The sequence below is a fragment of the Sphingobium sp. SA916 genome (assembly GCF_002894065.1).
GTDB classification, from domain to species: Bacteria; Pseudomonadota; Alphaproteobacteria; order Sphingomonadales; family Sphingomonadaceae; genus Sphingobium; species Sphingobium fuliginis.
In genome coordinates this window covers 1-25,745 of the sequence record NZ_LXYF01000040.1, presented here as the reverse complement: position 1 = coordinate 25,745, position 25,745 = coordinate 1, and the positions used below count along the sequence as shown (strand labels likewise).

The window sequence follows — 25,745 nt, the reverse complement described above, 5'->3', positions numbered from 1 at the left end:
AGGAGCAACGCCATGTCCTTCTACATCTCGCTTTCCGGCCTGAAGGCCGCCCAGACCGACCTGTCGACCACGGCGAACAATGTCGCCAACGTCAACTCGACCGCCTTCAAGAAGAGCAAGGCCGTGTTCGGCGACATCTTCGCCGCCGCGCCGATGCAGACCACGACGCAGGTCGCCGGCCAGGGCGTGCGCGCCCAGGGCATCAGCCAGCAGTTCACCCAGGGCACGATCGAGACCACCGACAAGACGCTGGACCTCGCCATCACCGGCGAAGGCTTCTTCACGGTGAAGCGCAGCGCCGACAATCAGGTGGGCTATACCCGCAACGGCGCCTTCTCGGTGGAGGAGGACCGCTATGTCGTCGACACCACCGGCGCCCGGCTTCAGGTGATCCCGCTCGATCCCACCACCGGCGCGCCGACGGTGACGGGCACCCTGACCCCGACATCGCTGACCGACCTCAAGATTCCGACCAACTGGCCCGACGGCGGCACCGGCAACCAGCTCACCAGCGTGGGCGTGTCGGAAGAAGGCAAGATCACCGGCGTTTATGCCGACGGTTCCACCGTCTATCTGGGCGCAACCGCCATCGCCGCGTTCAACAGCCAGGAAGGGCTGCGCCAGAGCGGCGACGCCCATTGGACCGCGACCAACGCGAGCGGCACGCCGATGCTGGGCACCGGCAATAGCGGCCTGTTCGGCTCGGTCCGCTCCGGCGCGCTGGAACGCTCCAATGTCGACATCACGGAAGAGCTGGTGAACCTCATCTCGGCCCAGCGCAATTTCCAGGCGAACTCGAAGGCGATCGAGGCGGCGAACACGCTGTCCACCACCATCGTCAACATGCGGACCTAAGCTTCCGCATGAATTGAACCGTCATTCCCGCGAAAGCGGGAACCCATCTCCCGACCTCGCACAAAGCGGCAACGCTGGAAGATGGATCCCCGCCTCCGCGGGGGTGACGGAAATAAATCAGCGCCCGCAGTCAACAACAGGACACCCCCATGGACCGGCTCGTCAACACGGCACTCACCGCGATGCGCGGCGCGATGGCGCGGCAGGCGGCGATCTCCAACAATCTGGCGAACGTCAACACCACCGGCTTCCGCGCGGAAATCGCCAATGCCGAGACGCGCTGGATCAAGGGCAGCACCTTCGACACGCGGGCGCAGGCGTCCGAACAGGTGATCGCCGCCGACATGGCGCAAGGCGCGGTCACCGAAACCGGCAATCCGCTGGACGTGGCCATGAACGGCGATGCGATGCTCGCCGTTCAGGCCGCGGACGGCAGCGAAGCCTATACGCGCCGCGGCGACCTCAAGGTCAGCGACAGCGGCCTGCTCATGACCGGCGACGGCCTGCCCGTGCTGGGCGAAGGCGGCCCCATCACCCTGCCGCAGATGGACAGCATCTCCATCGCGAAAGACGGCAGCATCTGGGGCGTGCCGCAGGGCGGCGACCCCGCCAATCCGCAACAGGTGGACAAGCTGAAGCTGGTCAGCCCGGTCGGCTCCAGCATCGCCAAGGGCACGGACGGGCTGTTCCGCGAAGCCAATGGCGGCGCGCTGCCCGACGATCCGCTCGCCAGCGTGACCGGCGGATCGCTGGAAGGGTCGAACGTCAACGCCACGTCAGCGCTGGTGCAGATGATCGAGGCGAGCCGCGCCTGGGAAACCCAGGTCAAGATGATCGACACCGCCAAGCAGCTCGACGATGGCGGCGCATCGCTGATGCGCCTGGATTGATGGTTAATTTGGCACGGCTCTTGCTTTTCGACAGGCAAGCCTGACGGCCCTACGGAGATTTTGAGCCATGACCAACGCAGCCCTTCATGTCGCCCGCACCGGCCTTGACGCGCAGAACACGAAGATGCGCGTGATCGCCAACAACCTGGCGAACGTCAACACCACCGGCTTCAAGCGCGATCGCGCCGATTTCGAAACGCTGGCCTATCAGCAGATCGTGGCCGCGGGCGCGAACAGCGACAGCGAGAACAAGTTCGCCACCGGCCTCAACCTCGGCTCGGGCGTCGCGATGCAGGGCACGGCCAAGATCAACAGCCAGGGCACGCTCAACCAGACCGGCAACACGCTGGACATGGCGATAGAGGGTTCAGGCTATTTCCAGGTGCAGCAGCCGGACGGCTCCATCGCCTATACCCGCGCCGGCAATTTCACGACCACGGCGGAAGGCGTCGTCGTCACCAGCGAAGGGCTGCCGCTGATCCCGCAGATCACGGTTCCGGAAGGCGCCACCAGCGTCACCATCGGCAATGACGGCACCGTCTCCGCCACGCTTCAGGGGCAGGCCGAACCGACCCAGCTCGGCCAGATCGAACTGGCGAGCTTCATGAACCCGGGCGGCCTTCAGGCGGTCGGCGGCAATCTGCTGAAGGAAAGCGCCGCCAGCGGCACGCCGCAGGTCGGCGTCGCGGGGCTGGACGGGCGCGGCGTCGTCCGCTCCGGCTATCTCGAAACCTCGAACGTCAACGTGGTCGAGGAACTGGTCGACATGATCGAGACCCAGCGCGCCTATGAGGTCAATTCCAAGATGATCAAGGCGACCGACGAAATGCTCCAGTACGTCAACCAGCAGCTGTGAGCCGGATGATGCGCAGAACGGCCATTTTCTTCCTCTTCGGAACCGCCCTCGCCGCATCCCCGGCCATGGCCGGCAAGAAGCGCGATGCCGAACGGCAATTTTATGCCCCCACGGTCGTTGCCGCCCCTGCCGCCCCTGCCGCCAACGGTTCGATCTTCCAGGCGTCGATGGGCTATACCCCGCTCACCAGCGGGGCGCGGGCGACCAGCGTGGGCGACATCATCACCATCGTGCTGGTCGAACGGACCCAGGCGACCAAGAGCAACAGCGCCGACACCAGCCGCGACGGCAGCATCGCCCTGACCCCGCCCAGCACCGGCCCGCTCTCCAAGATCTTCTCCGCCAGCGACATCGGCTCCAGCGGCAGCAACAGCTTCACCGGCAAGGGCGCCGCGACCCAGTCCAATGCGCTCAACGGCGAAATCACCGTGACCATCGCGGCGACCTATCCCAACGGCACGATGCTGGTGAAGGGCGAAAAGGCGCTGACGCTCAATCGCGGCGACGAATATATCCAGATCAGCGGCCTCGTCCGCCAGGCCGACATCGGCCCGGACAACCGCATCGCCTCGACCCGCGTGGCCGACGCGAAGATCATCTACACCGGCAAGGGGGAAATCGCCCGCGCCAGCCGCCAGGGCTGGCTGCAGCGCTTCTTCTCCATGATCAGCCCCTTCTGATGGACATGCACGCCATGACGTCCTTCGCCCGCCTCCCCAACTTCGTCATTCCCGCGCAGGCGGGAATCCATCTCCGGACCTCGCGTCTGGTGCAACGTCGGGAGATGGATTCCCGCCTTCGCGGGAATGACGGCGTGTGGTTGGGCAAGCGTTTAGCGCGTCGCGTAATACTCGCCCTTCTCACCGCCCTCACCCTGATCGCAGCCCCGGCCCATGCGGAGCGGATCAAGGACCTCGGCAATTTCCAGGGCGTGCGCCCCAACCAGCTCACCGGCTACGGCATCGTCGTCGGCCTGGCGGGCACGGGCGACGACAGCCTGGACTATGCGACGCAGGGTATGAAAGGCGTGGTCTCGCGCTTCGGTCTGACGCTGCCGCAGGGCATCAACCCGGCGCTCAAGAACGCGGCGGCCGTGCTGGTCACCGCCGACCTGCCCGCCTTCGCCAAGCCCGGCCAGCGCCTCGACGTCACCGTCTCCGCCCTCGGCAAGGCCAAGTCGCTGCGCGGCGGCACCCTCATCATGACCCCCCTGCGCGGCGCGGACAATGAAATCTACGGCATGGCGCAGGGCAATCTAGCCGTCGGCGGCCTGGGCGTGTCGGGCGCGGACGGCAGCCAGGTGTCGGTCAACATCCCCTCCGCCGGCCGCATTCCGGGCGGCGCGACGGTGGAGCGCGCCGTCGCCACCGGCTTCGACACCGCCCCCACCCTCACCTTCAACCTGTCCGAAGCGGACCTCACGACCGCCCTTCGCGTGGCGGACGGCATCAACCGCACCTATGGCGACCATCGCGCCAAGGCCGTGGACGCCGTGTCGATCACCATCGATGCCGCGCCGGGCGCCACCGACCGCATCATGATGATGGGCATGATCGAGAATATCGAGATTTCGCCCGCCGACGCCCCGGCCAAGGTGATCGTCAACGCCCGCACCGGCACCGTCGTCATCAACGGCGCGGTGAAGATCCATCCCGCCGCCATCGCGCACGGGAAAATCACCGTCAGCGTCAACGAATCCCCCCGCATCGTCCAGCCCGCCCCCTTCTCGCAAGGGCAGACGGCGGTGGAGCAATCCAGTTCGATTTCGATCGATCAGGAAAAGAAACCGATGATTAATTTTAAAGGTGGAGCCTCTCTGGCCGATATAGTCAAAGCGGTGAACGCCATCGGCGCCTCCCCCGCGGACATGGTCGCGATCCTCGAAGCGCTCAAGCAGGCAGGGGCGCTCAAGGCTGAACTGGTGGTGTTGTGATGCGGATTGGTGCGACTTCGGAAACGACGGCTCCGGCGGGCGCAACGCAGGACAGGGCCGCGCTGCAAAAGGCGGCGCAGCAGTTCGAGGCGATCTTCCTGCGCCAGATGATGGGCGCGATGCGCTCGGCCAGCCTGGCGGAGGGCATCAGCGATTCCAGCGCCACCGACCAGTTCCGCGACATGGCCGACGCCCGCACCGCCGACAGCATGGCGAGCCACGGCACGCTGGGCATAGCGGAGATGCTGATGCGCCAGTTCGGCGCCAAAGCCGTCGCGCCTGCCAGCGCAAATGCCGCGGATAAGGCCGAATGAGCGACCTCTTCATCATCGGCGCGTCGGGCACCAAGGCCTATCGGACCGCCATGGCCGCGATTTCCGAGAACATCGCCAATGCCAGCACGGAGGGCTATTCCCGCCGTTCGGTGACGACCATCGAATCCGGTTCGTCCACCGCCACCATGGCCGTCTACATCTCCCGCGCCAATTTCGGCGGGACGGAGGTCAAGAGCGTCAACCGCGCGACCGATCCCTATCTCGACGCGACGGTGCGCTACACCAACATGCAGCTTGGCAGCGCGGTCGCGCGGATGCGCTGGCTGACCGATTCGGAAACGGCGCTCAACGACACGGAAACCGGCATCGGCCAGCTCATGACCGGCATGTTCCAGAACATGGACAAGCTGGCCGCCAGCCCCACCGACAACTCCCTGCGGGTGACGACGCTGGACAGCATCGGCCGCGTCGCCCAGGCCTTCAACCAGACCTCGGCCGACCTGGTGCAGGTGTCCAGCGGCATCGCGACCGAGGCGCAGGCTTCGGTGACGACGATCAACCAGGCCCTCTCCGCCCTCGCGGACATCAACAACAGCCTGCTGCGCGCGCAGCCGGGCACATCGGCCTATGCGCAACTGCTCGACAGCCGCGACGCGGCATTGGGCACGCTGTCCACCAATCTCAACATCGACATCAGCTTCGGCACGCATGACCAGGCGCAGGTGACGCTGAACGGCCAGACGCTGGTGCAGGGGAGCAGCGCCACGCCGCTGGCCCTCACCGTCAACACCAACGGCACGCTGGCGCTTGCGACCGGCAGCGGCGCCGCCCTGGCCGCGCCGACGAGCGGCACGCTGGGCGGGCTGTTCTCCGCCGCCGGCACGGTGTCGCAGCGCCGCACCAGCCTCGATACGCTGGCGCAGCAGTTCGTCGCCAATATGAACAACTGGCATGCGCAGGGGCTGACCAACGGCAGTCCGGGCGCGGCGGGCGCGCCGCTGCTGTCCGGAACGACGGCTGCGACCGTCACCGCCCTCATCACCGACCCGGCGCAGCTTGCGACCAAGGCCGCCGACGGCACGCCCAACGGCAATCTGCTGACCGTATCGACCGTGCTGCGCGGCAATGGCAGCGTCGAACAGGGCTGGACCAACCTGATCGCCACCCACGCCAACCTGCTTTCCTCCACCAAAGCGGAGCAGACCACGGCGCAGAACCGCAGCGACCAGGCCGTGGCCGCCCGCGAAGCGGTAAGCGGCGTCGACCTCGACATGGAGGCGGCCGAACTGCTGCGCATCCAGCAGGCCTATTCGGGCAGCGCCAAGATCCTTCAGGTCGCGAAGGAAACCGTCGACGCCATTCTGCAGATCATCTGAACGGGAGCAACGGGACCATGGTCGGCATCACCAACAAGATCCTTCTGGCCGAGATTCGCCGTCAGCAGAAATTGTCGCAGGACATCGTCGATGGCCAGACCGCCATCTCGACCGGCCAGACGCTGAACAGGCCGTCGGACGACGCGCTCGCCTGGGTGCAGGTGTCGGACATCGGCCGGGCGCAGGCGCAACAGGCCGCCTGGCAGTCGAATATCAGCACCGGCACGGCCCGCGCCAACACGGCGGAGGCCAATCTGGGCGAGATGAACTCCCTGCTGACGCGCGCGCAGGAATTGATGACGCGCGCCCGCAACGGATCGCTCAGCACGACCGACAAGACGGCCATCGTCCAGGAAATGACGACGATCCGGTCGACCATCGATTCGCTGTTGAACCAGAAGGATTACAGCGGCGTACCCGCCTTCGACGATGGGCAGAGCGTGCTGGTCCCGGTCAGCCGCGGCCTCAACCTCGCGGTGGTCGGCACGCGGCAGGAAGTGTCGGAAGGGATCGACGTCAACGGCACGCCGATGACGCTCGACGCCATATTGGGCCAGAGCATCGCCGCGCTGCAAAGCGGGACCGACAGCGACGTCGCGGCCGGGCTCGACGCGATCAAGGCGGCCCAGAACCACATCGTCCTGGAACAGACCAAGCAGGGCGTGCGCAGCGACCGGCTGGACGTGATCGGCACGCGCCTCACCAATGTCGACCTCGACCTCAAGGAACGGCGCGCAGGCCTGGAATCGACCGACCTGCAGGATGTGATCTCCTCGGTATCGGCCAAGCTGCTCCAGCTTGAGGCGGCGCAGTCCGCCTTCGCCCGGATCAACCAGCAGACCCTGTTCGACCTGATCAAATAGGCGCCTGAAGCGATCCCATGGTCATCATGTTCCTGCCCGGGCAGGAACACGCCATGGCTTGGACGAACCTTCCGAAACAGAAGGATCTTTCGCCCGGAAACATCGCCATCGATTTTTCGGTCGCGCCCTAAACCACGGCATCGCCAAGCCGTATTAACCAATCGAGAGCGTCTTTCATGCGATGCTTCGATCAAGACGGCGCCTTCGGGCAGAATTTCGGGGATAATCATGTTCGCAATCATCGGCCTGGTCGTGCTGCTCGCCATGGTGTTCGGCGGCTTCATCTTTACAGGCGGCGACATCGGCCCGGTTCTGCACGCGCTTCCACATGAAATGATCATCATCGGCGGCGCGGCCGTCGGCGCGCTGATCATCGGCAATTCGGGCTCGGACCTGAAGGCGCTGGGCGGCGGCCTGGGCAAGGTGTTCAAGGGCCCGAAATACAAGAAGCAGGACTTTCTCGACTGCATCTTCCTCGTCTCCAAGCTGATGAAGACGCTGCGCGTCGAAGGGCCCGTGGCGCTGGAACCGCATATCGAGGACCCGGCCAGCTCGACCATCTTCTCCGAATATCCGCGCCTGATGGGCGACAAGACGCTGATCCACCTGATCAGCGACACGCTGCGTCTGGTGGTCGTCTCCTCCGGCACGCTCGATCCCCATGCGGTCGAGGAAGTCATGGATAATGCGCTCAAGACCCATCATCATGAAGCGCTGCGTCCCGCGGACAACCTCCAGGGACTGGCGGACGCATTGCCTGCCCTCGGCATCGTCGCGGCGGTGCTGGGCGTGGTGAAGACCATGGGCTCGATCGACCAGCCCCCGGCGATCCTGGGCGGCATGATCGGTTCGGCGCTGGTCGGCACCTTCCTGGGCGTTCTGCTCGCCTATGGCATGGTCAACCCCTTCGCCAATCGCTGCCGCGCCGTGATCGAGGCGGACGGGTCCATGTATCATGTCGTCAAGCAGATCATCGTCGCCTCCCTGCACGGCCATCCGCAGCCGCTGGTGATCGAGGCCGCGCGTTCCAGCCTGACCCATGCGAACCAGCCGGCCTTCGCCGAAGTGTTCGACGGCATGCGGGGCAAATAAGCCATGGCCGAGAAGAAGCGCGGCGCGAACGAGCCCGAACCCAGACCGATCATCGTCAAGAAGATCGTCGTCGACGGTCATGGCGGCCATCATGGCGGCGCGTGGAAGGTCGCCTATGCCGACTTCGTGACGGCGATGATGGCCTTCTTCCTGCTGATGTGGCTGCTGGGCGCGACCACGGAAAAGCAGCGCAAGGGGCTGGCCGACTATTTCACGCCGACCCTGGTGCAGCTCAAGGAAGGTTCGGCCGGGTCGAACGGCATGTTCGGCGGCGACAGCATGACGGCGAAGGAAAATTATCCGACCACGGGCGGTCAGGGCAATCTCGCCATCACCATCCCGCGCGACGCATCGGGCACGAAGGACCAGGGCGGCAAGGCCACCAAGGCCGCCGACCGGGTGAAGTTCGAATCGATCAGGAAGGAACTGGAGGCGCGCATGGCCCGCCGCCAGGGCATCCGCAAGCTGCTGAAGAACATCCGCTTCACCGAAACGCGCGAAGGACTGCGCATCGACCTGATAGACGAGGCGGACTTCGCGATGTTCGCCATGGGCACCGACCGCCTGCTGCCGCAGGCGCGGGAACTGGTGAACGAGGTCGCGGCGACGATCCGGACCATGCCCAATCCGCTGATCGTGCGTGGGCACACCGACGGCCTGCCATACAGCGCGGGCCAGACGATGAACAACTGGATGCTCTCTTCCGCCCGCGCCGAAGCCACGCGCAAGGCACTCGCCGCCAGCGGCATCGGCAACGACCGCTTCGCCCGGATCGAGGGTGTGGCCGATCGCGAACCTTTCGCGAAGGGCGACGTCTACGACCCGCGCAACCGGCGCATGTCGATCATCCTGGGGTGGAGCCGCGGCGCGAACGACGGCGATGCGGACGAACAACCCGACGCCGAAACCAGGGCCGCGATCAAGGAACGCGACAACCCCATGACCATGGCCCGGACCGAAGCGCGCAAGCTCGACATGGGCGGCACCAGCCTCCCCGCAGGCGCGCAGTTGATCAACCCGACAGCACCGGGGACGTCGAACAAGCCCGGCAAGCATTGAACCAACCCGGCTGCCTTGGGTGGATTGCGGACATTCCCCCTCCCGCAGGCGGGAGGGGGTTAGGGGGTGGGCTGGCGCGGCATCTGCGCTGTTTTGTAACGGCTAGAGCATAATCCGATCTGACGGAATCGAGGGGATTCCCTGGAGCCAGGAAATCTGATTCAACATGCCAGCTGGACGAGGAGGCCAGCCTGGCATGACGAAGTCGATCTCGGAGGATTTACGTTTTCGTGTGATCGCGGCGGTAGATGGGGGGCTATCCCGGCGCGCTGCAGCCGAGCGTTTCGGCGTCGCGGCAGCAAGCGCCGTCCGCTGGGTTCGCGAATGGCGTGAGACTGGTTCGACGCGGGCAAAGCCTCAGGGCGGCGACATGCGGTCGCGCAGGATCGAAGCCTATCGCGATGTCATTCTTGGCGCGGTTGAGGAGCAGGTGGACATCACCTTGGTCGAACTGGCCGAGATGCTTCGATCAAAGCATGGCGCGATGTTCGCGCCGAGCACCATCTGGCGTTTTCTCGACCGCCATTCCATGACCGTCAAAAAAAACGGCACACGCCAGCGAGCAGGGACGGCCCGACGTTCTCGCGCGGCGACGCGCATGGTTCAAGGCGCAACCTGACCTCGATCCCGAACGGCTGGTGTTCATCGATGAGACCGGCGCCTCGACAAAGATGGCCCGCCTGCGGGGACGGGCAAGGCGGGGCATCCGCTGTCGGTCTCCAATCCCGCACGGCCATTGGAAAACCACCACTTTCACCGGTGCGCTGCGCCTGACGGGCATGACCGCGCCGATGGTCCTGGACGGTCCCATGACCGGTGAATGGTTCGCTGCCTATGCCCAGCAGGTTCTGGCGCCAACGTTGCATCCTGGTGACATCGTCATCCTCGACAATCTGCCGGCGCATAAGGCAATGGCTGCCCGTGAAGCCATTGAAGAGGCTGGAGCGCGCATGCTGTTCCTGCCGCCATACAGCCCCGACTTCAATCCCATCGAAAACGCCTTCTCCAAACTTAAGGCTATCTTGCGAAAAGCCGCCGCCCGAACCATCCCGGAGCTATGGGATGCGATACGTGACGCGTTGCCACGCTTCACTCCCGAAGAATGCGCAAACTACTTCACAGCCACCGGCTATGAGCCAGAGTGATCGGATTCTGCTCTAAGTCAGAAGCTCGCTACGCTCGGGCCCACCCCTAACCCCTCCCGTTTACGGGAGGGGAAGGTCCTGAATTGGCCAATTTCCAGCCATTCTGCTCCCGACCTCGCCCCAAGCCCCCCGCAGGAGCATGTGACCCAAGCGCAACAGGCTACTGACAAAATATCCTATTTCCCCGACATTGACCCAGTTCGGCCTGTCCTATTGTCCGCCGGCCGGCCTATCGCCCACCCCTCTTTGAAACGTCCGACGCATTGCGCGACGCGCCTACGCGCGCCCGGGCACGCGCGCGCATACACTGTGAACTTCGGCTGAAAATCGCCGTTTTCAGGCCGGCAGGACCAGACTCGCTTCCAATCCGCCCTGCGCCCGGTTGGCGAGCTTCAGCGCGCCGCCATGTTCGGTCATGATCGCCCGAACCAGCGCCAGCCCCAGGCCGGCCCCGCCAGTGTCCCGATTGCGCGAGCCCTCCAGCCGGGTGAAGGGCTCCATCATCTCTTCCATCCGGTCTTCCGATATGCCGGGTCCATCGTCCGCCACGATCAGCCGGATGGTGCCATCCCCTCTTTCGACCGAGACATGAGCCCGCTCGCCATAGACGATGGCATTCTCGATCAGGTTGCGCAACGCGCGGCGAATCTGTTGCGGGCGCACATTGGCGACCGCGCGATCGCTGTCGGCCAGATCGACCGGAGATCCGAGTTCCAGAAAATCCTCGACCACGGCGTCCGCAAGCGCCGACATATCGACCTTCTGCCGGGCTTCGCTGCTGCGACCCGCGCGGGCGAGCGAGAGAATATCCTCCAGCATCCGGTTCATCTCGTCGATCGTCTCGGACATGCGGGCGCGCTCGCCCTCGTCCTCCACCGATTCGGCGCGCACGCGCAGCGAGGCCAGGGGCGTGCGCAGATCATGGCCGATGGCGCCCAGCATCCGGTCCTTTTCGTTCAACATCGCAAAGATGCGGCTGCGCATCGCGTTGAAGGCTATGGTGAGCTGCCGCACGTCGCCGGGGCCGCGTTCCTCCACCGGGTCGGCCGATCCGGTGCGGGCGAACTGCTCCGCCGAAAGGGTCAACTGCTTCAACGGCCGCGCCAGCCTGCGCCCGACCCAGAGCAGCGGCAGCAGCACGATCGCGTAGAGGATCAGCGTCTGCCCCACCAGCCATCCGCCGAAGCGCGGCGGCCGGTCCCCGATGCGCGTCTGCGTCAGCGCCCATTTGCCCGGCTGATATTCGACCGCCATCGCCAGACGCGTCATATGCACATGATCATGCCTGCCGCCGGCCGCGCGCATGCGGAAATTGTCCCAGCGCCGCGGCGGCAGCAGCTGCGGCTGTTCAGCCGCACGGATGGAGCGGACCGAAAGGCCGACATCGTCGAACATCGCCCTCGCGCGGCGCTCGACGTCCGGCCGGGCTTGCCCCGGCAAGGGCGGGGCAGCATTCAGGAAGCGCACCCTTCCCCGCCGATCCGCCTCGTCGCCGCCGCGCCGGTCCGGCCGGTTGTCGAGCGCGTCGACGATGCGATAGACGCCCGGCGCGGTCTGCGCGGTCAGCTCGATCCGTTGACGCTCGCGCAGCAACAGGGTGAAATTGATCGCCTGCGCCAAGAACAGCGCCAGCGCGACGAGGATGATGATCTGGCCGACGACGCTCTGCGGCCAAAGGCGCAGCCGCCTCACAGCTTCCGCACGTCCGCGGACAGGGTGTAGCCGCCGCCCCAGACCGTCTTGATGAGGGTCGGGTTCTTCGGGTCCGGCTCTATCTTCTTGCGCAGGCGGCTGATCTGGTTGTCGATCGCCCGGTCGAAGGCATTGGCCTCCCGCCCCTGGGTGATGTCCAGCAACTGGTCGCGGCTCAACACCTGATTGGGCCGGGTGGCGAAGGCCAGCATCAGATTATATTCCGCCGTGGATAGGGGCAACGCCACCCCCTCGCCGTCGACCAGCGTGCGTTCCTGCGTCTTGAGCAGCCAGTTGGCGAAGGCATAGGTTGCGCCATCGGGGGCCGTGACCCGCTGCCCGCCGGTCGCGACGCGGCGGAAGATCACCTTGATGCGGGCGACCAGTTCGCGCGGGGAAAAGGGCTTCAGCACATAATCGTCCGCGCCCATTTCCAGACCTACGATACGGTCCGTCTCCTCCGATTTCGCGGTCAGCAGGATCACCGGAATCTCGCTGGTCTCACGGATGTGGCTGCAGAGCGACAACCCGTCCTCGCCCGGCATCATGATGTCTAGGATCACCAGGTCGATGGCGTTGGCGTTAAGGCGCATCCGCGCTTCCGACGCATTTTCGACGGCCGTCACGCGAAAGCCGTTGCGGCCGAGATATTGCGCCAGCGGCTCGCGGATCGAGCGCTCGTCGTCGACGAGCAGCAGATGGGGTCGTTCGCTCATGGTCCGGTTCTTGTCATGGCTGGATGCGGGTGGGAAGGGCGAAGGCGCGCAATCGACGCCTTCGCCCCTGCCCTCAATTGGCGGGCGGCGGCCCCTTGCGGTCGCGCCAGCCGTCGCGGAAGGCCTGCCGCGCCGCCTTCATCTCATCGGCGGTCACCTTGCCGTCATGATTGGCGTCGGCCTTGTCGAACATGGCGAGCGGGCGGGCCATGAATTCGGCCTTGGTGATGGTGCCGTCCTTCTTCATTTCAGCGCCCGGACCGCCGCGCATGCCCTGTGCCCCACCATATTGTCCGCCACCATGCTTTCCCCAACCGCGATGACCCCAGCCATGGCCGTCCGGCCCGCCGGGCTTGCCCATGCGGTCGTGCATGCCGTCCCGGCCCTGATGCCCGGCGGCAAATTCCGCCTTGCTGATCTGGCCGTTCCTGTCGGTATCGAGCGCCGCGAAACGCTCATCGAGCCGCTGCTGACGGAGGACGTCGCGATCCGCCTGGTCGAGCTTGCCGTCCTTGTTGGCGTCCAGCCTGGCGAAGCGGGCTTCGAGGGCGGCGGTCAGTTCCGCCTTTGTGACGGCGCCGTCCTTGTTGGCGTCGGCCATCATCAGCATGCCGCCGCCGCGCGGTCCGGCGCTGTCGTCCTGAGCGAAAGCAAGGTGCGAGGCAGCGAGCCCGCCGACGAACAGCGAGCCCAGCGCCACCGTGGTCATGAATTTGCGGATCATGGAAATCTTCCTTCAAAGCGTCTGTCACGAACGGCGCCCTGCCGTCCTTGCGGATGCTTATCGGGGAGTTTTGTCCCGCAATTTTGTCACGTCACCCGATAAAATGTCGCAATTTGTATCGGGCGAAGGCTTGGCTTCGGTTCCAAACCTCCTTCGCGGGAACAACAATCAAATTCAACGATCCCGGCGACCCAGCAGACGCAGGCGAAGCGCGTTCAGCTTGATGAAGCCCGCCGCGTCACGCTGGTCATAGGCGCCCGCATCGTCCTCGAAAGTCACGACCTTCTCGCTGTAGAGCGAATGGGGCGACTTGCGGCCGACGACATAGACGCCGCCCTTGTAGAGCTTCAGGCGAACCGTGCCGGTCACCTTCTCCTGGCTGAAGTCGATCGCCGCCTGCAGCATCTCGCGCTCGGGCGAGAACCAGAAGCCGTTATAGATGAGTTCGGCATAGCGCGGCGCCAGTTCATCCTTCAGGTGCGCGGCCCCCCGGTCGAGCGTCAGTTGCTCGATCCCGCGATGGGCGAGGTGGTAGATGGTGCCGCCCGGCGTCTCATACATGCCGCGCGACTTCATGCCGACGAAGCGGTTCTCGACCAGATCGAGGCGGCCGATGCCATGCTTGCGCCCATAGTCGTTGAGCGTTTCCAGCAGGGTCGCGGGCGACATGCCGACGCCATTGATCGCCACGCCGTCGCCGCGCTCGAAATCGATGGTGATATATTCGGGCGCGTCGGGCGCATCCTCCGGATTCACCGTGCGCGAATAGACATAGTCCGGGGTTTCTTCCCACGGATCTTCCAGCACCTTGCCCTCCGAAGAGGTGTGCAGCATGTTCGCGTCCGTCGAGAAGGGGCTTTCGCCGCGCTTGTCGCGGGGGATCGGAATCTGGTGCTTCTCAGCGAATTCGATCAGCCTGGTGCGGCTGGTGAGGTCCCATTCGCGCCAGGGCGCGATCACCTTGATGTCGGGCGCGAGACCGTAATAGCCAAGTTCGAAGCGCACCTGGTCATTGCCCTTGCCGGTTGCGCCGTGGCTGACGGCATCCGCCCCGACCTGCTTCGCGATCTCGATCTGCCGCTTGGCGATCAGTGGCCGGGCGATGGACGTGCCGAGCAGGTAAAGCCCTTCATAAAGCGCGTTGGAGCGCATCATCGGGAAGACATAGTCCTTCACGAACTCTTCGCGCAGGTCATCGATGAAGATATGCTCTTCCTTGACGCCCATCAGACGCGCCTTGGCGCGGGCGGGCTCCAGTTCCTCGCCCTGTCCCAGATCGGCGGTGAAGGTCACCACCTCGCACTGGTAGGTCTGTTGCAGCCATTTCAGGATCACGCTGGTATCCAGCCCACCTGAGAAGGCAAGAACGATGCGGTTGATCTTGTCGGACATGGGCAACTTTCCTTGAAGCGGGCCTGGGCGGCCATGCAATTACCGGCGGGCCGGTATCAGGCCGGGCGATCCAACGCAACCGCAACGGCGGAACTATCGCATGACGAAGGGGATGCCGATCGGAACCGGCATCCCCTTTCCTCAAGGAATCGAATCGGACTCAACTCGTCCGCGGCTTGAAGACGCTGTCGCGGCGCCGGTCGGAACCGAAACGATAGACCGTCTGCGTCGCCGCAGGCGCGGGCCTGGCCGATACTGGCGGCGCTGCCATGGTTTCCTCCGCCGCCGGGGTCGCCGCCTGCTTCTGCCGCTGCGCGAGGAGGAATTTTGCGCGGGTCATGCGCTTGGCGTGGGTTCGGAACGGGTTCTCCGGGCTTGGCGGCGCAGCCACCATCGCTGCCAAGCTGCTTTCCTCCTCGCTCCGCGCAGGAGCAATTGCGGGCGGCGGCGTCATCAGCGGCATGGCGGGAGCAGGTTCCGCAGGCATGGGCTGGATCACCTCGCCCTCCCAATGCCCCTCGCCTTCCCACTGCTCCTCACGACGCTTGCGCCTGCGCAACAGGGCAGCGCCCGCGAGGCCCGCCATCAGCAGCGAGCCGCCGCCCAGCGCCCAAAGCAGCGCGGGATCGATCCCGGCTTGCGACGGAGGAACCGGCGCCGGCCTGACAGGAGCGGCGGCTGCTGGCAGAGCGGCCGCCTGTACAGGCGCCGGGGCAGGCGCTTCGCTTTGCACCGGGGCCGTAGCGCGTTGCGGGGACGCGGCAGGCTCGGTCCGCGCTGCCGTTCGGGTCGCTGGCCTTGGTGCGCGCCGCTCCACCGGAGCCGCTACCGCAGTCTGCGCCTTCTCCTCCGCCTGCGATGCCGCGATGGCGGCATCCAGCCGCTGTTCGACCGAAGGCGTCGATTGAACCACAGGCTGAGCGGGCGCAAATGCCGGAGCGGACGAAGCCGGCGGTTGCTCCGGTTCCGCGGCTGGATTGACAATCACCGGCTGGCTCGGCGGCACGATGGTCTGCGCGAGCAGCGGAGTCGAACTGAAAGCCAGAACAGCGGCAATCGCGGCCCTGGCGGGGCGAAGTGAGCGAATGTTTCCAGTCATAGCCATGATCAAACCCACGAGCCTCACGATTCAGCGCAAAGCCTGAAGGCTATTCCCGATCAATCGAGCCAAAGGGCCGACGAAATGATCAGAACATGGCCAATATGAACATTCGTTCATTTTGATGGATGATGTTTTAGACTTTATATTCTTGCCTGTGGTTCAGAATCAGCGATCTATTATTTGGGACTATCATCCCTATTGTCACGGCGCGCGCCTTCGATCAGCCGCCTGTTCCGTTCTTCTTCCGCTGACTGCGCCACACGTTCCGCCTTGGTGCGGCCGAATTTGACGCGATTGCCCTGAGCCTGGCGTTCCTTGTCCGCCCGAGCCTTCGCCTTGCGCGCCTGTCGTAGATTGACGATGTCGCCCATGGGCGTGGACGGGCCTCCATGAGGGGATGGAGCGGGTAGCGGGGATCGAACCCGCATCACAAGCTTGGAAGGCTAGTGCTCTACCATTGAGCTATACCCGCCCGTCAGGCTGAGCGCCCTGCCATCTTTGGGCGGCCTTCGTCAATATGCCAAAGCGATATTCACCCAATATCGGCCTTAACCCCGCGCGATATTTGCACTATCAGGGGCCATGGCCACGCCTTCCCTGCGCCAGTTGGATATATTCGCGCAGATGGTGGCATCGGGCAGCCTCTCGCGCTGCGCCAGCGATCTGGGGATCACACCCGATGATGTCGCGCGCGATCTGGCCTCGCTGGAGCTGCGTCTGGGCTATCGCCTCTTCGACGATCTTGCCGGCGCCCCGCGCCTGACCGCCGCCGGCCGGAAAACGGCGGAGGCCATGACCCTGTTGTCGCAGGATCAGCCGGAAAACTGGGGGGTCGATCAGGCGGACGGCATGATCCCCGCCGCCCCTCCGTCGGAATCGGCGCCATCGCGGCAAAGCATCGTCCTGGCCGCGCCCGCCCCGGTCTTCGGCCATTTCCAGGAAGCGCTGGCCGCGTTCGAGGCCGCGAATGACGACATCGCCATCACGCTCGACCTGACGATCCACCTGGCCGACGAAGCTGCCTGGGCGCTCCGCCGGGGAAAGGCCGACATCGCCTATTTCTATGCGTTGGGCGAGACGGATGAGCCATCCTCCCGCTATGGCTGGTCGGAGCAGATCAACCTCTATGCCGGCGCGGACCATCCGCTCGCCCGCCGCGACAGCGTTGCGACCGGAGAGCTTGCCGCCATGCCGACATTGGCGATGGAGCCGCGCAACGGCCTGCGGCGGATCATCGACGAGGCGCTGCTGCGCGGCGGCGTCCGGCTGGGCGATCCGGTGCTGGAAACCGACAATCTGTTCGACATCATGACCATATTGCGCGAAGGGGCGGGCTGCTTCGCCGCCTTCGGCCCCCTCGCCCGCGATCTGGGCCGGATGACCGGGATCAGGCGGATCGCGCTCGAACGTCCGCTCCCGGCCATCGAAGTGCGGCAGGCTCTCCGCCCGGAAAGCCCGGCCGCGGCTGCCGCGCTGGCGGAATTCCTCTTTCTCTGATCATCCGCTGCGACTGGCTGAGCCGATTTCGCGGGCAAGCGATCGATCCCGCGCCAAGCAGTATTGATATGCTATATCATTTCAGATAGGAGAGCGCATCTCCTCCCATTCAAGGATGACGAACCGAATGTATCGTTCCGCACTGTTGCGTGCCGGTTGCGCCTTTTCCGCATTGTCTGCCGCCCTTCCCGTCTTTGCTCAGGACGCCCCTGCCGACGCGGCGCCCCAAGCCTATCATGATCAACGAGCGGACATCGTCGTCACCGCCATCATTCCACGCCGGCAGGGCGATATTCTTTCAGGAACGTCGGTCGTATCAGGCGAAGAACTGACCCGGGCGCTGCGCCCCACCATCGGCGACACTCTGGCGCACCAGCCAGGCGTCTCGGCAACCTCCTTCGGTCCCAATGCTTCCCGCCCCGTGCTGCGCGGCTTCCAGGGCGAGCGCGTGCGCATCCTGACCGACGGCATCGGCAGCTTCGACGTGTCGAACACCTCCGTCGATCATGCCGTGGCGATCAACCCCCTCACCGCCGACCGGATCGAGGTGCTGCGCGGCCCTGCGGCGCTGCTCTACGGCTCCTCCGCCATTGGCGGCGTGGTCAATGTGATCGACAGCCGCATCCCCCGCCGCGTGCCGGACGAACCGATCCACGTCGACGGCATCGCCACCTATGGCAGCGCAGCCAATGAACGCACCGGATCGGGCGAGATCGAGGCCCCCATCGGTGACAAGTTCGTAGTCCATTTCGACGGCAGCTATTCCAAGAGCGGCGATCTGGACACCGGCAGCTATATCCTGACCCCCGCCCTGCGGGCCCAGGCGAATGCCAGCAGCGACCCGGAAATCCGCGACCTCGCCACCCTGCGCGGCAAGTTGCCCAACAGCGCGGCGCGGACATGGGAAGTGGCGGGCGGCGCGGCGCTCATCACCGATGGCGGCAATCTGGGCTTTTCCGTCGCGCATACCGACAATTTCTACGGCGTGCCGGTCCGCTATTCGCTCGATCCCGATGGCGAAGCGGAAAAGGTGCGGCTGCACATGAAGCAGGATCGGGCCGACCTGCGCGCCGAACTGCCCGTCAATGGCGGCTTCCTGGAATCGATCCGCCTGCGCGCGGGCTTCGCCGATTATCAGCATCAGGAGATAGAGGAGACGGGCGAGGTCGGCACGACATTCTACAACCAGTCGATCGAATCGCGGCTGGAACTGGTCCAGGCCAGGCGCGGCGGCTGGGACGGCGCGATCGGCGCGCAGTTCTTTGCACGCAACTTCCACGTGGTGGGGGAAGAAAAATTCCTGCCGCGCAACGAGACGGAGCAACTGGGCTTCTTCACGCTGCAATCCTTCGACCTCGGCACCACCCGGGTCGAGCTGGGCGGGCGTTATGAACATACGCGGGTCGGGGCCGATGCGGACGAGACGCTGCTCAATCCCGCCTATCATCGCAGCTTCAATGCACTTTCCGGTTCGCTGGGGATCAGTCAGGAACTCGCTCCTGGCTGGCGGGTCGGGTTGAACCTGTCCCGCACGGAGCGCGCTCCTTCGGCCGAGGAGCTGTTCGCCCGCGGCAACCATGCCGGAACGCAGGCCTTTGAACTCGGTAATCCCGATTTCGGGCTGGAAAAGAGCTGGGGCGTCGAAGGCACGCTGCGCGGCCAGGGCAATGGCTATACCCTCTCGCTTTCCGCCTATCACAACTGGTTCGACGGCTATATCTACGATACGCTGGCCGACGACAGCGTCTGCATGGCCGCCAATGGCGGAGAACCGCTGGATTTCCCCTGCTACCAGAATCTGCAGGCGAATGCCCGCTATCTCGGCTTTGAGGCGGAAGGCACGGTGAAGCTGGGGCAGATCGGCGGCTATGCCCTCAACCTGGATGGCGTGGCCGACTATGTGCGCGCCACCATCGTCGGATCGGGTCCGGCGCCGCGCATACCCCCGCTTCGTCTGCTGGGCGGCGTGGAATTGCAGGGCGACCGGCTGAGCCTGCGGGGCGAGGTCGAGCGCAGCTTCGCCCAGAACCGCATCGCGGACACCGAAACGCCGACCGACGGTTTCACGCTGGTCAACGCCTCGCTCTCCTTCAAGCCGCTCAAGGGCAATGGCCGGACCACCATCACCCTTTCCGCCAACAACATCTTCGATGTGGAGGCGCGGCGGGCGGCCAGTTTCCTGAAGGATTACGCCCCACTGGCGGGACGGGACATCCGCCTGACGGCCCGCCTGTCGATCTGATAACCTGGTTGATTGCGCAATGTGACGATTTCGTTACAAGGCGCGGATGGACCAGGGGTGGGCGAAACTCGATCGGATGCGCCGGCGGGCGTATAAGGGCGGCTGAATGCGTCAGATCGCCGCCCTTCCCTATTCGACCGGCCCCGACGGGTCGATGCGTATCCTGCTGATCACCTCTCGCGATACGCGGCGCTGGGTGATTCCCAAGGGCAATCGCATCAAGGGCATGGCCGGCCACCGCGCCGCAGAGCTGGAGGCCTATGAAGAGGCGGGCATTCACGGCATTGCCTGCCCCGCGCCGCTCGGCCGCTATCGCTATGACAAGAAACGGCGGCGGGGCGACACGAAAGAGGCGACGGTCGAGGTTTTCCCGCTTGCGGTGACGGGCCAGTTGTCGCAATGGCCCGAACAAGGGCAGCGGGAACTGCGTTGGTTCCCCGTTGCCGAAGCTGCAAAGGCTGTCGACGAACCCGATCTGCAATCCATCATCGCCGCTTTCCGCGAACCGCCCCGGGACCCGGGCCTGTTCGTGCGGACGTTGCTGCGGGTCAAGGAATGGCAAAGCGAAAGGACTGGAATGCTGCGCTGGTTTCACGCGCTGATGCCCAAGCAAGGGCGCTTTTTCGAGCAGTTCGAGGATCATGCCGCGACTTTGGTCGCCGGCGCCGATGCGCTCGCCAAGCTGCTGAAGGGCGGGCCGGACATCGACGCCCACATCAAGGAGATTTCGGACCGGGAGCATGAAGCGGACGACATCATCCGCGAAGTGCTGCAGGATGTGCGCCGCATCTTCGTGACGCCGTTCGACCGCAGCGCCATTACGGGGCTGATCGGGGTGATGGACGACGCGATCGACCAGATGAACCAGACGGCGAAAGCCATCGCGCTGTTCGAGGTGAAGGAATTTCCGTCGCAGATGCAGGACATGAGCGCCCTGATCGTCGAATGCGCGCGGATCACGGCGGAGGCGATGCCGCTGCTGCGGTCGCTGAACCTGAATTCGGCGCGGCTGCATGACCTGACCGAACGGCTGGTAAAGCTGGAGGGGCATGCCGACATCCTGCATGAGGCGGGGCTGAAAGCGCTCTACAATCAGGCGCGACAGGGCAATCCGATGGATTTCGTCGTCGGCAACGAAATCTACAGCCATCTGGAGAAGGTGACGGACCGGTTCGAGGATGTCGCCAACGAGATTTCCGGCCTGGTCATCGACCACGCCTGATCCGGCCAGAGCAGATAGATGGAAGCCCATATCGCCTTTCCGCTGCTGATCGCGCTGATCGGGGTCGCGCTGCTGTTCGATTTCCTGAACGGGCTGCACGACGCCGCCAATTCGATTGCGACCATCGTGTCGACGCGCGTGTTGAAGCCGCAATATGCGGTCGCCTGGGCGGCGTTCTTCAACTTCATCGCCTTCCTCTTCTTCGGGCTGCATGTGGCTGAGACCGTGGGCAAGGGCATTGTCGACGCCAGCATCATCGATCCGGCGGTGATTTTCGGCGCACTGATGGGGGCCATCGCCTGGAACCTCATCACCTGGGGACTGGGCATCCCCTCCTCCAGCAGCCATGCGCTGATCGGCGGATTGCTGGGCGCGGGGACGGCCAAGGCGGGACTTTCCGCGGTGGTGTGGAGCGGGGTGTTCAAGACCAGCGCCGCCATCGTGCTGTCGCCCGCCATCGGGCTGGTGCTGGCATTGCTGCTGGTGCTGGTCGTGAGCTGGATTTTCCGGCGCTTCACGCCGCAGGGGGCGGACCGGGTGTTCCGCAAGATGCAGCTTGTGTCGGCGTCGCTCTATTCGCTGGGGCATGGCGGCAATGATGCGCAGAAGACGATGGGGATCATCGCGGTGCTGCTCTATTCGCAGGGCATGCTGACGGGCGGGTTCCATGTGCCCTTCTGGGTGGTGCTGAGCTGTCAGGCGGCGATGGGCCTTGGGACGCTGCTGGGCGGGTGGAAGATCGTCCACACCATGGGGTCGAAGATCACGCGGCTGACGCCCGGACAGGGATTTTGCGCGGAGACCGGCGGGGCGCTGACGCTGTTCCTGGCGACGCATCTGGGCGTGCCGGTGTCGACGACCCACACCATTACCGGCGCGATCGTGGGCGTCGGGGCTTCGCGGCGGCTGTCGGCGGTGCGGTGGAACGTGGCGTCGAGCATCATCGTCGCCTGGGTGGTGACGCTGCCGGCGGCGGCGGTGATCGGCGCGGCCTTTTACGGGCTGACGCGGCTGTTCTGACGGGAAAAGGGCGCGGTCGGTTTTTCCGCCGCGCCCTTCCCTCTCCTGAACCCTGAAACGCTCAGCTCACCCGGCCGAGGCGGTGGTAGAGATTGGCGTATTTGACAGATTCCGGCTTGTCCTGAACCTCGCGCAGATAATGGGCGATGGCGGTTCGGATCAGGCCGAAATCCTCCTGGGAGAAAACCGCGCGGGAGCGGGCGGGCTGGGGTGCTTCGGTCGTTTCCATGGGTCTTCCTTTCCGTTGGGATGACGCATCAAACCATGAACGAGTCGGTCAATGAAGGCCGATTAGTGAAGCGGTGTCATGCGGTGACTTGTTCATATTGTCATTTTTTGACATAGTGACAGTATGGCGGATGATCGGAAACTCTATCTGGGGCCGAAGCTGCGGGTTTTGCGGCGGGAGCTGGGGCTGAACCAGACGCGGATGGCGGAGGAACTGGGGGTGTCGCCCAGTTACCTCAACCATCTGGAGCGCAATCAGCGGCCATTGACGGCGCAGATGCTGCTGCGGCTGGCCAATGTCTATGACATCGACATTCGCGATTTCGTCGCCAGCACGCAGGAAGGGGCCGCCAGCGCGCTGGGGGAGATATTGTCCGACGCGCTGGTGCGCGACATCGGCATCGCCCGCGACGAAGTGCTGGAGGTCGCGGAAAATTATCCGGGGGTGAGCGAGGCGATCAGGCGATTTTACCGGGCGCTCAGCGATTTGCGGCGCCTGCCGGAGCAGGTGGCGTCCGGACTGGCGGGGGCGCCGGGGAGCGTGGCGCCGCTGCATGCGCCGCTCGACTGGCTGCGCGAGACGATCGCGCGGGCGGGCAATCATTTCGCGGAGCTGGACGCGGCGGCGGAGTCGCTGGCGGGGGAACTGGGCGACGATCCATCGGCCTTGCAGGCGGGCATCCGGGCGCGGCTGAAGGAGCGGCATGGCATGGCCGTGCAGATCGTGCGGGAGGATGTGCTGGCGGGAACGCTGCGCCATTATGACATGCACCGGCGGCGGCTGTTGCTGAGCGAGCGGCTGGCCTCTTCGGGGCGGCTGTTCGCGGTGGCCTATCAGCTTTGCGCGCAGGAACTGGCGGACGCGATAAGCGGGCAGGTGGCGCGGGCGGGGCCGCCGGACGAGGACAGCCGCCGCCTCGCCGGAATCGCGCTCACCAACTATGCGGCGGCGGCGCTGATCATGCCCTATGACCGTTTCGCCAAGGCGGCGGAGCAGAGCCGGCACGACCTGCCGCTGCTGCGGGCGCGCTTCGGCGTGTCGATGGAGCAACTGGCGCATCGGCTGACCAGCCTGGGGCGGACGGGGGCGCGGGGCGTGCCCTTCTTCATGGCGAAGGTGGACCGGGCGGGCATCGTGTCGAAGCGGTTCGACGGGGAGGCGTGGCCCTTTGCGCGGCTGGGGGGCACCTGCCCGCGCTGGGACGCGCATGAGGGGCAGGCGCCGGATGCGGTGCACACGCAACTGATCGAGACGGTGGACGGGCGGCGCTTCGTCAGCCTGACGGTGGGGTTGCCCAAGGAGGGCGGCGCGCGGGGGCGGTCAGTGATCGCGCTGGGCTGCGAGGCGAAGCATGGGGCGCGGATCGTGCATGCCGACGGGATCGATCTGGAGAAGGGCGCGGCGACCGGGGTGGGGCCGACCTGCCATCTGTGCGAGCGGCGGGGGTGCCCGGATCGCGCCCTGCCGCCGGTGACGCGGGCGCTGGATCTGCATGGCTATGAGCGGACGGTGGCGCCGTTTCCGTTTCGGCGGGTTTGAATTTCAACTTTTCCTCGCCAACCCACTTAGGCGTCTAGATTACCGGACGTTCAACATATGCTCGATGCCTCAACCGTGTTTGAGGGCTATAATCTTCGCCCAGCAGACGCCAACCCCCAACTACCTGTAGACTTTACTGGGCTATCGTGAAAAGCATGAGAGTCAATAACTATGCATCATAACCTAAAGCTAGGGTCGGGACCCATTGATATAACCGGCTTGATCTGATTCAGGCTCCGCGAGGAGATTGAAGATGAGCGACCTGTATTGGCTCACGGACGAGCAAATGGCTCGGCTTGAGCCCTACTTTCCCAAGAGCCATGGCAAACCGCGTGTCGACGATCGACGGGTGCTGAGCGGGATCATTTTCGTCAACCGGAATGGGTTGCGCTGGCGAGATGCACCAAAGGACTATGGGCCGCACAAGACGCTTTACAACCGCTGGAAGCGGTGGGGTGACAAGGGCGTTTTCCTTCGGATGATGGAAGGTCTGGCAGCGCCTCAGGCTTCCGAACGCAGGACGGTTATGATCGACGCAACCTATCTCAAGGCCCACCGCACGGCATCGAGCCTTGCGGTAAAAAAGGGGGCGCGGGACGCCTGATCGGACGCACGAAAGGCGGCATGAACACCAAGCTCCATGCCGTTACCGATGCGAACGGCCGTCCGATCAGTTTCTTCATGACCGCAGGGCAGGTCAGCGATTATATCGGTGCCGCTGCCCTGTTGGACGAACTTCCCAAAGCCCAATGGTTGCTCGCTGATCGCGGCTACGATGCCGACTGGTTCCGCGATGCTTTGCAGGAAAAGGGCATTACCCCCTGCATTCCCGGTCGCAAATCCCGGAACAAGGCCGTCAAACACGACAAGCGCCGCTACAAACGGCGCAACCGCATCGAGATCATGTTCGGCCGCCTCAAGGACTGGCGACGGGTCGCGACGCGCTACGACCGATGCCCCAACGCCTTCTTCTCGGCCATCGCCCTCGCTGCCACCGTCATCTTCTGGCTCTGATCAGTGAGTCCTGAGCCTAGAGCAGACGATTTTTGCCGAATATCCCGCCTTGAGGCGATACATTGAAGCGCTGAAAGAGCAGAAAGCTACGCAGCCGTTGTCTAATTTAAAGGCGTTGTGGAACCTCGACGACGCAGCGGTCAATGAGATCGCAGGGCAATTAGAAACCATTGGCTTCTTTGAGAGACTCGGTGGCCCAACCCCGGCGTGGCGGGTGCCCTTTCTCTATCGACCGGCGCTTTCGCTGATACAGGGCAGCGCGGAAATAGCCAACGATGAATAGCTGGTGCCGTATGGTTGTGCACCAACAAATCAGCTAATTAAGTCTATATAAAAAAGGGGCCGCCGGGCAGGCGACCCCTTTCTATCCTCTCCCTAAAGCGGGCAGGCCGTTCTTTAGTCGGCCTTCGTCTGAAGGTTGACGGCCGCATATTTGCCGCGGCGGTCTACTTCCAGTTCAAAGTCGAGGCGGTCGCCTTCATTCAGGGCGCTCATGCCGGCGCGTTCTACGGCGCTGATGTGCACGAACGCGTCGGGCTGGCCGTCGTCGCGCTGGATGAAGCCGAAGCCCTTCATTGCGTTGAAGAACTTGACCGTGCCGCTGGCGCGTTCGCCGGTGAGCTGGCGCTGCGGGCCGCGGTCGCCGCCGCCCGGACGATCGCCGAAGCCGCCGGCGCGGGGCTCGCGAGGGGCGCGTTCGGTGACGGGGAGCGGTTCGCCCTCGATCTTGAGATCGGTGGCCGACACCTTGCCGCCGCGATCCACCAGGGTGAAGCCGAGCGGCTGGCCTTCGGCGAGGCCCGTCAGGCCCGCCTGCTCGACGGCGCTGATGTGGACGAACACGTCTTCGCCGCCATCGTCGCGGACGATGAAGCCGAAGCCCTTCTGCCCGTTGAAGAATTTGACCACGCCGGTGCCTTCACCGACGACCTGCGCGGGCATGCCGCGGCCACCGCCGCCGAAACCGCCGCCGCCGCCGCGACCACCGCCAAAGCCGCCGCCACCGCCGCCG

General features: G+C 64.9%; 26 protein-coding genes and 1 tRNA gene. 18 read left to right on the top strand and 9 right to left on the bottom strand.

All coding sequences use genetic code 11. The features are described 5' to 3' along the window. Positions 1 to 12 precede the first annotated feature (12 nt). From A8G00_RS12310 to A8G00_RS12260, 11 genes are all read left to right on the top strand, one after another. Positions 13 to 855, top strand: coding sequence for a flagellar hook-basal body complex protein (locus A8G00_RS12310; RefSeq protein ID WP_048576704.1), 843 nt, complete (start codon positions 13 to 15; stop codon positions 853 to 855). A gap of 149 nt (positions 856 to 1,004) precedes the next feature. Further along, entirely contained in the window at positions 1,005 to 1,745 is a 741-nt protein-coding gene (locus A8G00_RS12305) for a flagellar basal body rod protein FlgF (RefSeq protein WP_044660327.1), read from the top strand. A 67-nt stretch (positions 1,746 to 1,812) separates the two neighbouring features. Next, positions 1,813 to 2,601: a flagellar basal-body rod protein FlgG gene (gene flgG, locus A8G00_RS12300; protein WP_025548597.1), complete on the top strand. Its 789-nt coding sequence runs from the start codon at positions 1,813 to 1,815 to the stop codon at positions 2,599 to 2,601. Between the two features lie 8 nt (positions 2,602 to 2,609). Beyond that, the gene (locus A8G00_RS12295; RefSeq protein WP_044662808.1) at positions 2,610 to 3,281 is read left to right on the top strand and encodes a flagellar basal body L-ring protein FlgH; all 672 of its coding nucleotides are present in this window, start codon (positions 2,610 to 2,612) and stop codon (positions 3,279 to 3,281) included. Continuing rightward, a complete protein-coding gene (locus tag A8G00_RS12290; RefSeq protein WP_249902380.1) occupies positions 3,281 to 4,534 on the top strand; it encodes a flagellar basal body P-ring protein FlgI in 1,254 nt (417 codons plus the stop codon). The genes A8G00_RS12295 and A8G00_RS12290 overlap by 1 nt, the downstream gene beginning before the upstream one ends. Beyond that, positions 4,534 to 4,848 carry a rod-binding protein gene (locus A8G00_RS12285; RefSeq protein ID WP_103000805.1) on the top strand — a complete coding sequence of 105 codons (315 nt, stop codon included), beginning with the start codon at positions 4,534 to 4,536 and terminating at the stop codon, positions 4,846 to 4,848. The genes A8G00_RS12290 and A8G00_RS12285 overlap by 1 nt, the downstream gene beginning before the upstream one ends. Further along, positions 4,845 to 6,185, top strand: a complete 1,341-nt coding sequence (gene flgK, locus A8G00_RS12280; protein ID WP_103000804.1) for a flagellar hook-associated protein FlgK — start codon at positions 4,845 to 4,847, stop codon at positions 6,183 to 6,185. The genes A8G00_RS12285 and flgK overlap by 4 nt, the downstream gene beginning before the upstream one ends. Positions 6,186 to 6,202: 17 nt before the next feature. Further along, positions 6,203 to 7,048 (top strand): flagellin, encoded by an 846-nt coding sequence (locus tag A8G00_RS12275; protein WP_025548605.1) that lies wholly within the window; start codon positions 6,203 to 6,205, stop codon positions 7,046 to 7,048. 228 nt (positions 7,049 to 7,276) lie between these two features. Further along, positions 7,277 to 8,140 (top strand): flagellar motor stator protein MotA, encoded by an 864-nt coding sequence (gene motA, locus A8G00_RS12270; protein ID WP_007682571.1) that lies wholly within the window; start codon positions 7,277 to 7,279, stop codon positions 8,138 to 8,140. A gap of 3 nt (positions 8,141 to 8,143) precedes the next feature. Then, entirely contained in the window at positions 8,144 to 9,199 is a 1,056-nt protein-coding gene (locus A8G00_RS12265) for a flagellar motor protein MotB (RefSeq protein ID WP_044660330.1), read from the top strand. A 196-nt stretch (positions 9,200 to 9,395) separates the two neighbouring features. After that, positions 9,396 to 10,344, top strand: a protein-coding gene (locus tag A8G00_RS12260; RefSeq protein ID WP_253257988.1) for an IS630 family transposase whose coding sequence is annotated in 2 segments (ribosomal slippage) — positions 9,396 to 9,736 and positions 9,735 to 10,344 — 951 coding nt in all. Because the reading frame shifts where the segments join, the coding sequence is not laid out codon by codon here. 336 nt (positions 10,345 to 10,680) lie between these two features. On the opposite strand, the gene A8G00_RS12255 is transcribed toward A8G00_RS12260, so the two are convergent. The 7 genes from A8G00_RS12255 to A8G00_RS12225 all read right to left on the bottom strand — a co-directional run bounded on the left by A8G00_RS12255 (position 10,681) and on the right by A8G00_RS12225 (position 16,442). After that, positions 10,681 to 12,036 carry an ATP-binding protein gene (locus A8G00_RS12255; protein WP_103000803.1) on the bottom strand — a complete coding sequence of 452 codons (1,356 nt, stop codon included), beginning with the start codon at positions 12,034 to 12,036 and terminating at the stop codon, positions 10,681 to 10,683. Then, the gene (locus tag A8G00_RS12250; RefSeq protein WP_103000802.1) at positions 12,033 to 12,752 is read right to left on the bottom strand and encodes a response regulator; all 720 of its coding nucleotides are present in this window, start codon (positions 12,750 to 12,752) and stop codon (positions 12,033 to 12,035) included. The genes A8G00_RS12255 and A8G00_RS12250 overlap by 4 nt, the downstream gene beginning before the upstream one ends. A 73-nt stretch (positions 12,753 to 12,825) precedes the next feature. Further along, positions 12,826 to 13,476, bottom strand: coding sequence for an EF-hand domain-containing protein (locus A8G00_RS12245; protein ID WP_103000801.1), 651 nt, complete (start codon positions 13,474 to 13,476; stop codon positions 12,826 to 12,828). A gap of 174 nt (positions 13,477 to 13,650) precedes the next feature. Then, positions 13,651 to 14,868, bottom strand: coding sequence for an argininosuccinate synthase (locus tag A8G00_RS12240; RefSeq protein ID WP_103000800.1), 1,218 nt, complete (start codon positions 14,866 to 14,868; stop codon positions 13,651 to 13,653). 160 nt (positions 14,869 to 15,028) lie between these two features. Next, positions 15,029 to 15,973 (bottom strand): hypothetical protein, encoded by a 945-nt coding sequence (locus A8G00_RS12235; protein WP_253257987.1) that lies wholly within the window; start codon positions 15,971 to 15,973, stop codon positions 15,029 to 15,031. Positions 15,974 to 16,146: 173 nt separating this feature from the next. Further along, positions 16,147 to 16,341: a DUF4169 family protein gene (locus A8G00_RS12230; protein ID WP_103000798.1), complete on the bottom strand. Its 195-nt coding sequence runs from the start codon at positions 16,339 to 16,341 to the stop codon at positions 16,147 to 16,149. 27 nt (positions 16,342 to 16,368) lie between these two features. After that, a tRNA-Gly gene (locus A8G00_RS12225) sits at positions 16,369 to 16,442 on the bottom strand. Positions 16,443 to 16,552: 110 nt separating this feature from the next. Between A8G00_RS12225 and A8G00_RS12220 the strand changes: the two genes are divergently transcribed. The 4 genes from A8G00_RS12220 (at position 16,553) to A8G00_RS12205 (ending at position 21,951) form a co-directional block, all read left to right on the top strand. Beyond that, the gene (locus A8G00_RS12220) at positions 16,553 to 17,467 is read left to right on the top strand and encodes a LysR family transcriptional regulator (protein WP_048576279.1); all 915 of its coding nucleotides are present in this window, start codon (positions 16,553 to 16,555) and stop codon (positions 17,465 to 17,467) included. Between the two features lie 127 nt (positions 17,468 to 17,594). Next, positions 17,595 to 19,709, top strand: coding sequence for a TonB-dependent receptor (locus A8G00_RS12215; RefSeq protein ID WP_103000797.1), 2,115 nt, complete (start codon positions 17,595 to 17,597; stop codon positions 19,707 to 19,709). 106 nt (positions 19,710 to 19,815) lie between these two features. Next, positions 19,816 to 20,931: a DUF47 family protein gene (locus A8G00_RS12210; protein WP_044661376.1), complete on the top strand. Its 1,116-nt coding sequence runs from the start codon at positions 19,816 to 19,818 to the stop codon at positions 20,929 to 20,931. 18 nt (positions 20,932 to 20,949) lie between these two features. After that, positions 20,950 to 21,951 (top strand): inorganic phosphate transporter, encoded by a 1,002-nt coding sequence (locus A8G00_RS12205; protein ID WP_044661375.1) that lies wholly within the window; start codon positions 20,950 to 20,952, stop codon positions 21,949 to 21,951. Between the two features lie 61 nt (positions 21,952 to 22,012). On the opposite strand, the gene A8G00_RS25165 is transcribed toward A8G00_RS12205, so the two are convergent. After that, on the bottom strand, positions 22,013 to 22,180 hold the full coding sequence (locus tag A8G00_RS25165; RefSeq protein WP_007682549.1) for a hypothetical protein: 168 nt from the start codon (positions 22,178 to 22,180) through the stop codon (positions 22,013 to 22,015). Between the two features lie 123 nt (positions 22,181 to 22,303). Between A8G00_RS25165 and A8G00_RS12200 the strand changes: the two genes are divergently transcribed. The 3 genes from A8G00_RS12200 (at position 22,304) to A8G00_RS12190 (ending at position 25,016) form a co-directional block, all read left to right on the top strand. After that, the gene (locus A8G00_RS12200; RefSeq protein WP_103000796.1) at positions 22,304 to 23,719 is read left to right on the top strand and encodes a short-chain fatty acyl-CoA regulator family protein; all 1,416 of its coding nucleotides are present in this window, start codon (positions 22,304 to 22,306) and stop codon (positions 23,717 to 23,719) included. A gap of 253 nt (positions 23,720 to 23,972) precedes the next feature. Beyond that, positions 23,973 to 24,733, top strand: a protein-coding gene (locus A8G00_RS12195; RefSeq protein ID WP_103000795.1) for an IS5 family transposase whose coding sequence is annotated in 2 segments (ribosomal slippage) — positions 23,973 to 24,297 and positions 24,297 to 24,733 — 762 coding nt in all. Because the reading frame shifts where the segments join, the coding sequence is not laid out codon by codon here. 49 nt (positions 24,734 to 24,782) lie between these two features. Further along, positions 24,783 to 25,016 (top strand): hypothetical protein, encoded by a 234-nt coding sequence (locus A8G00_RS12190; RefSeq protein ID WP_103000794.1) that lies wholly within the window; start codon positions 24,783 to 24,785, stop codon positions 25,014 to 25,016. A gap of 113 nt (positions 25,017 to 25,129) precedes the next feature. Here A8G00_RS12190 and A8G00_RS25785 read toward each other — a convergent pair. Then, on the bottom strand, positions 25,130 to 25,745 hold a 616-nt coding region (locus A8G00_RS25785; RefSeq protein WP_103000793.1), incomplete at its 5' end, for a cold-shock protein.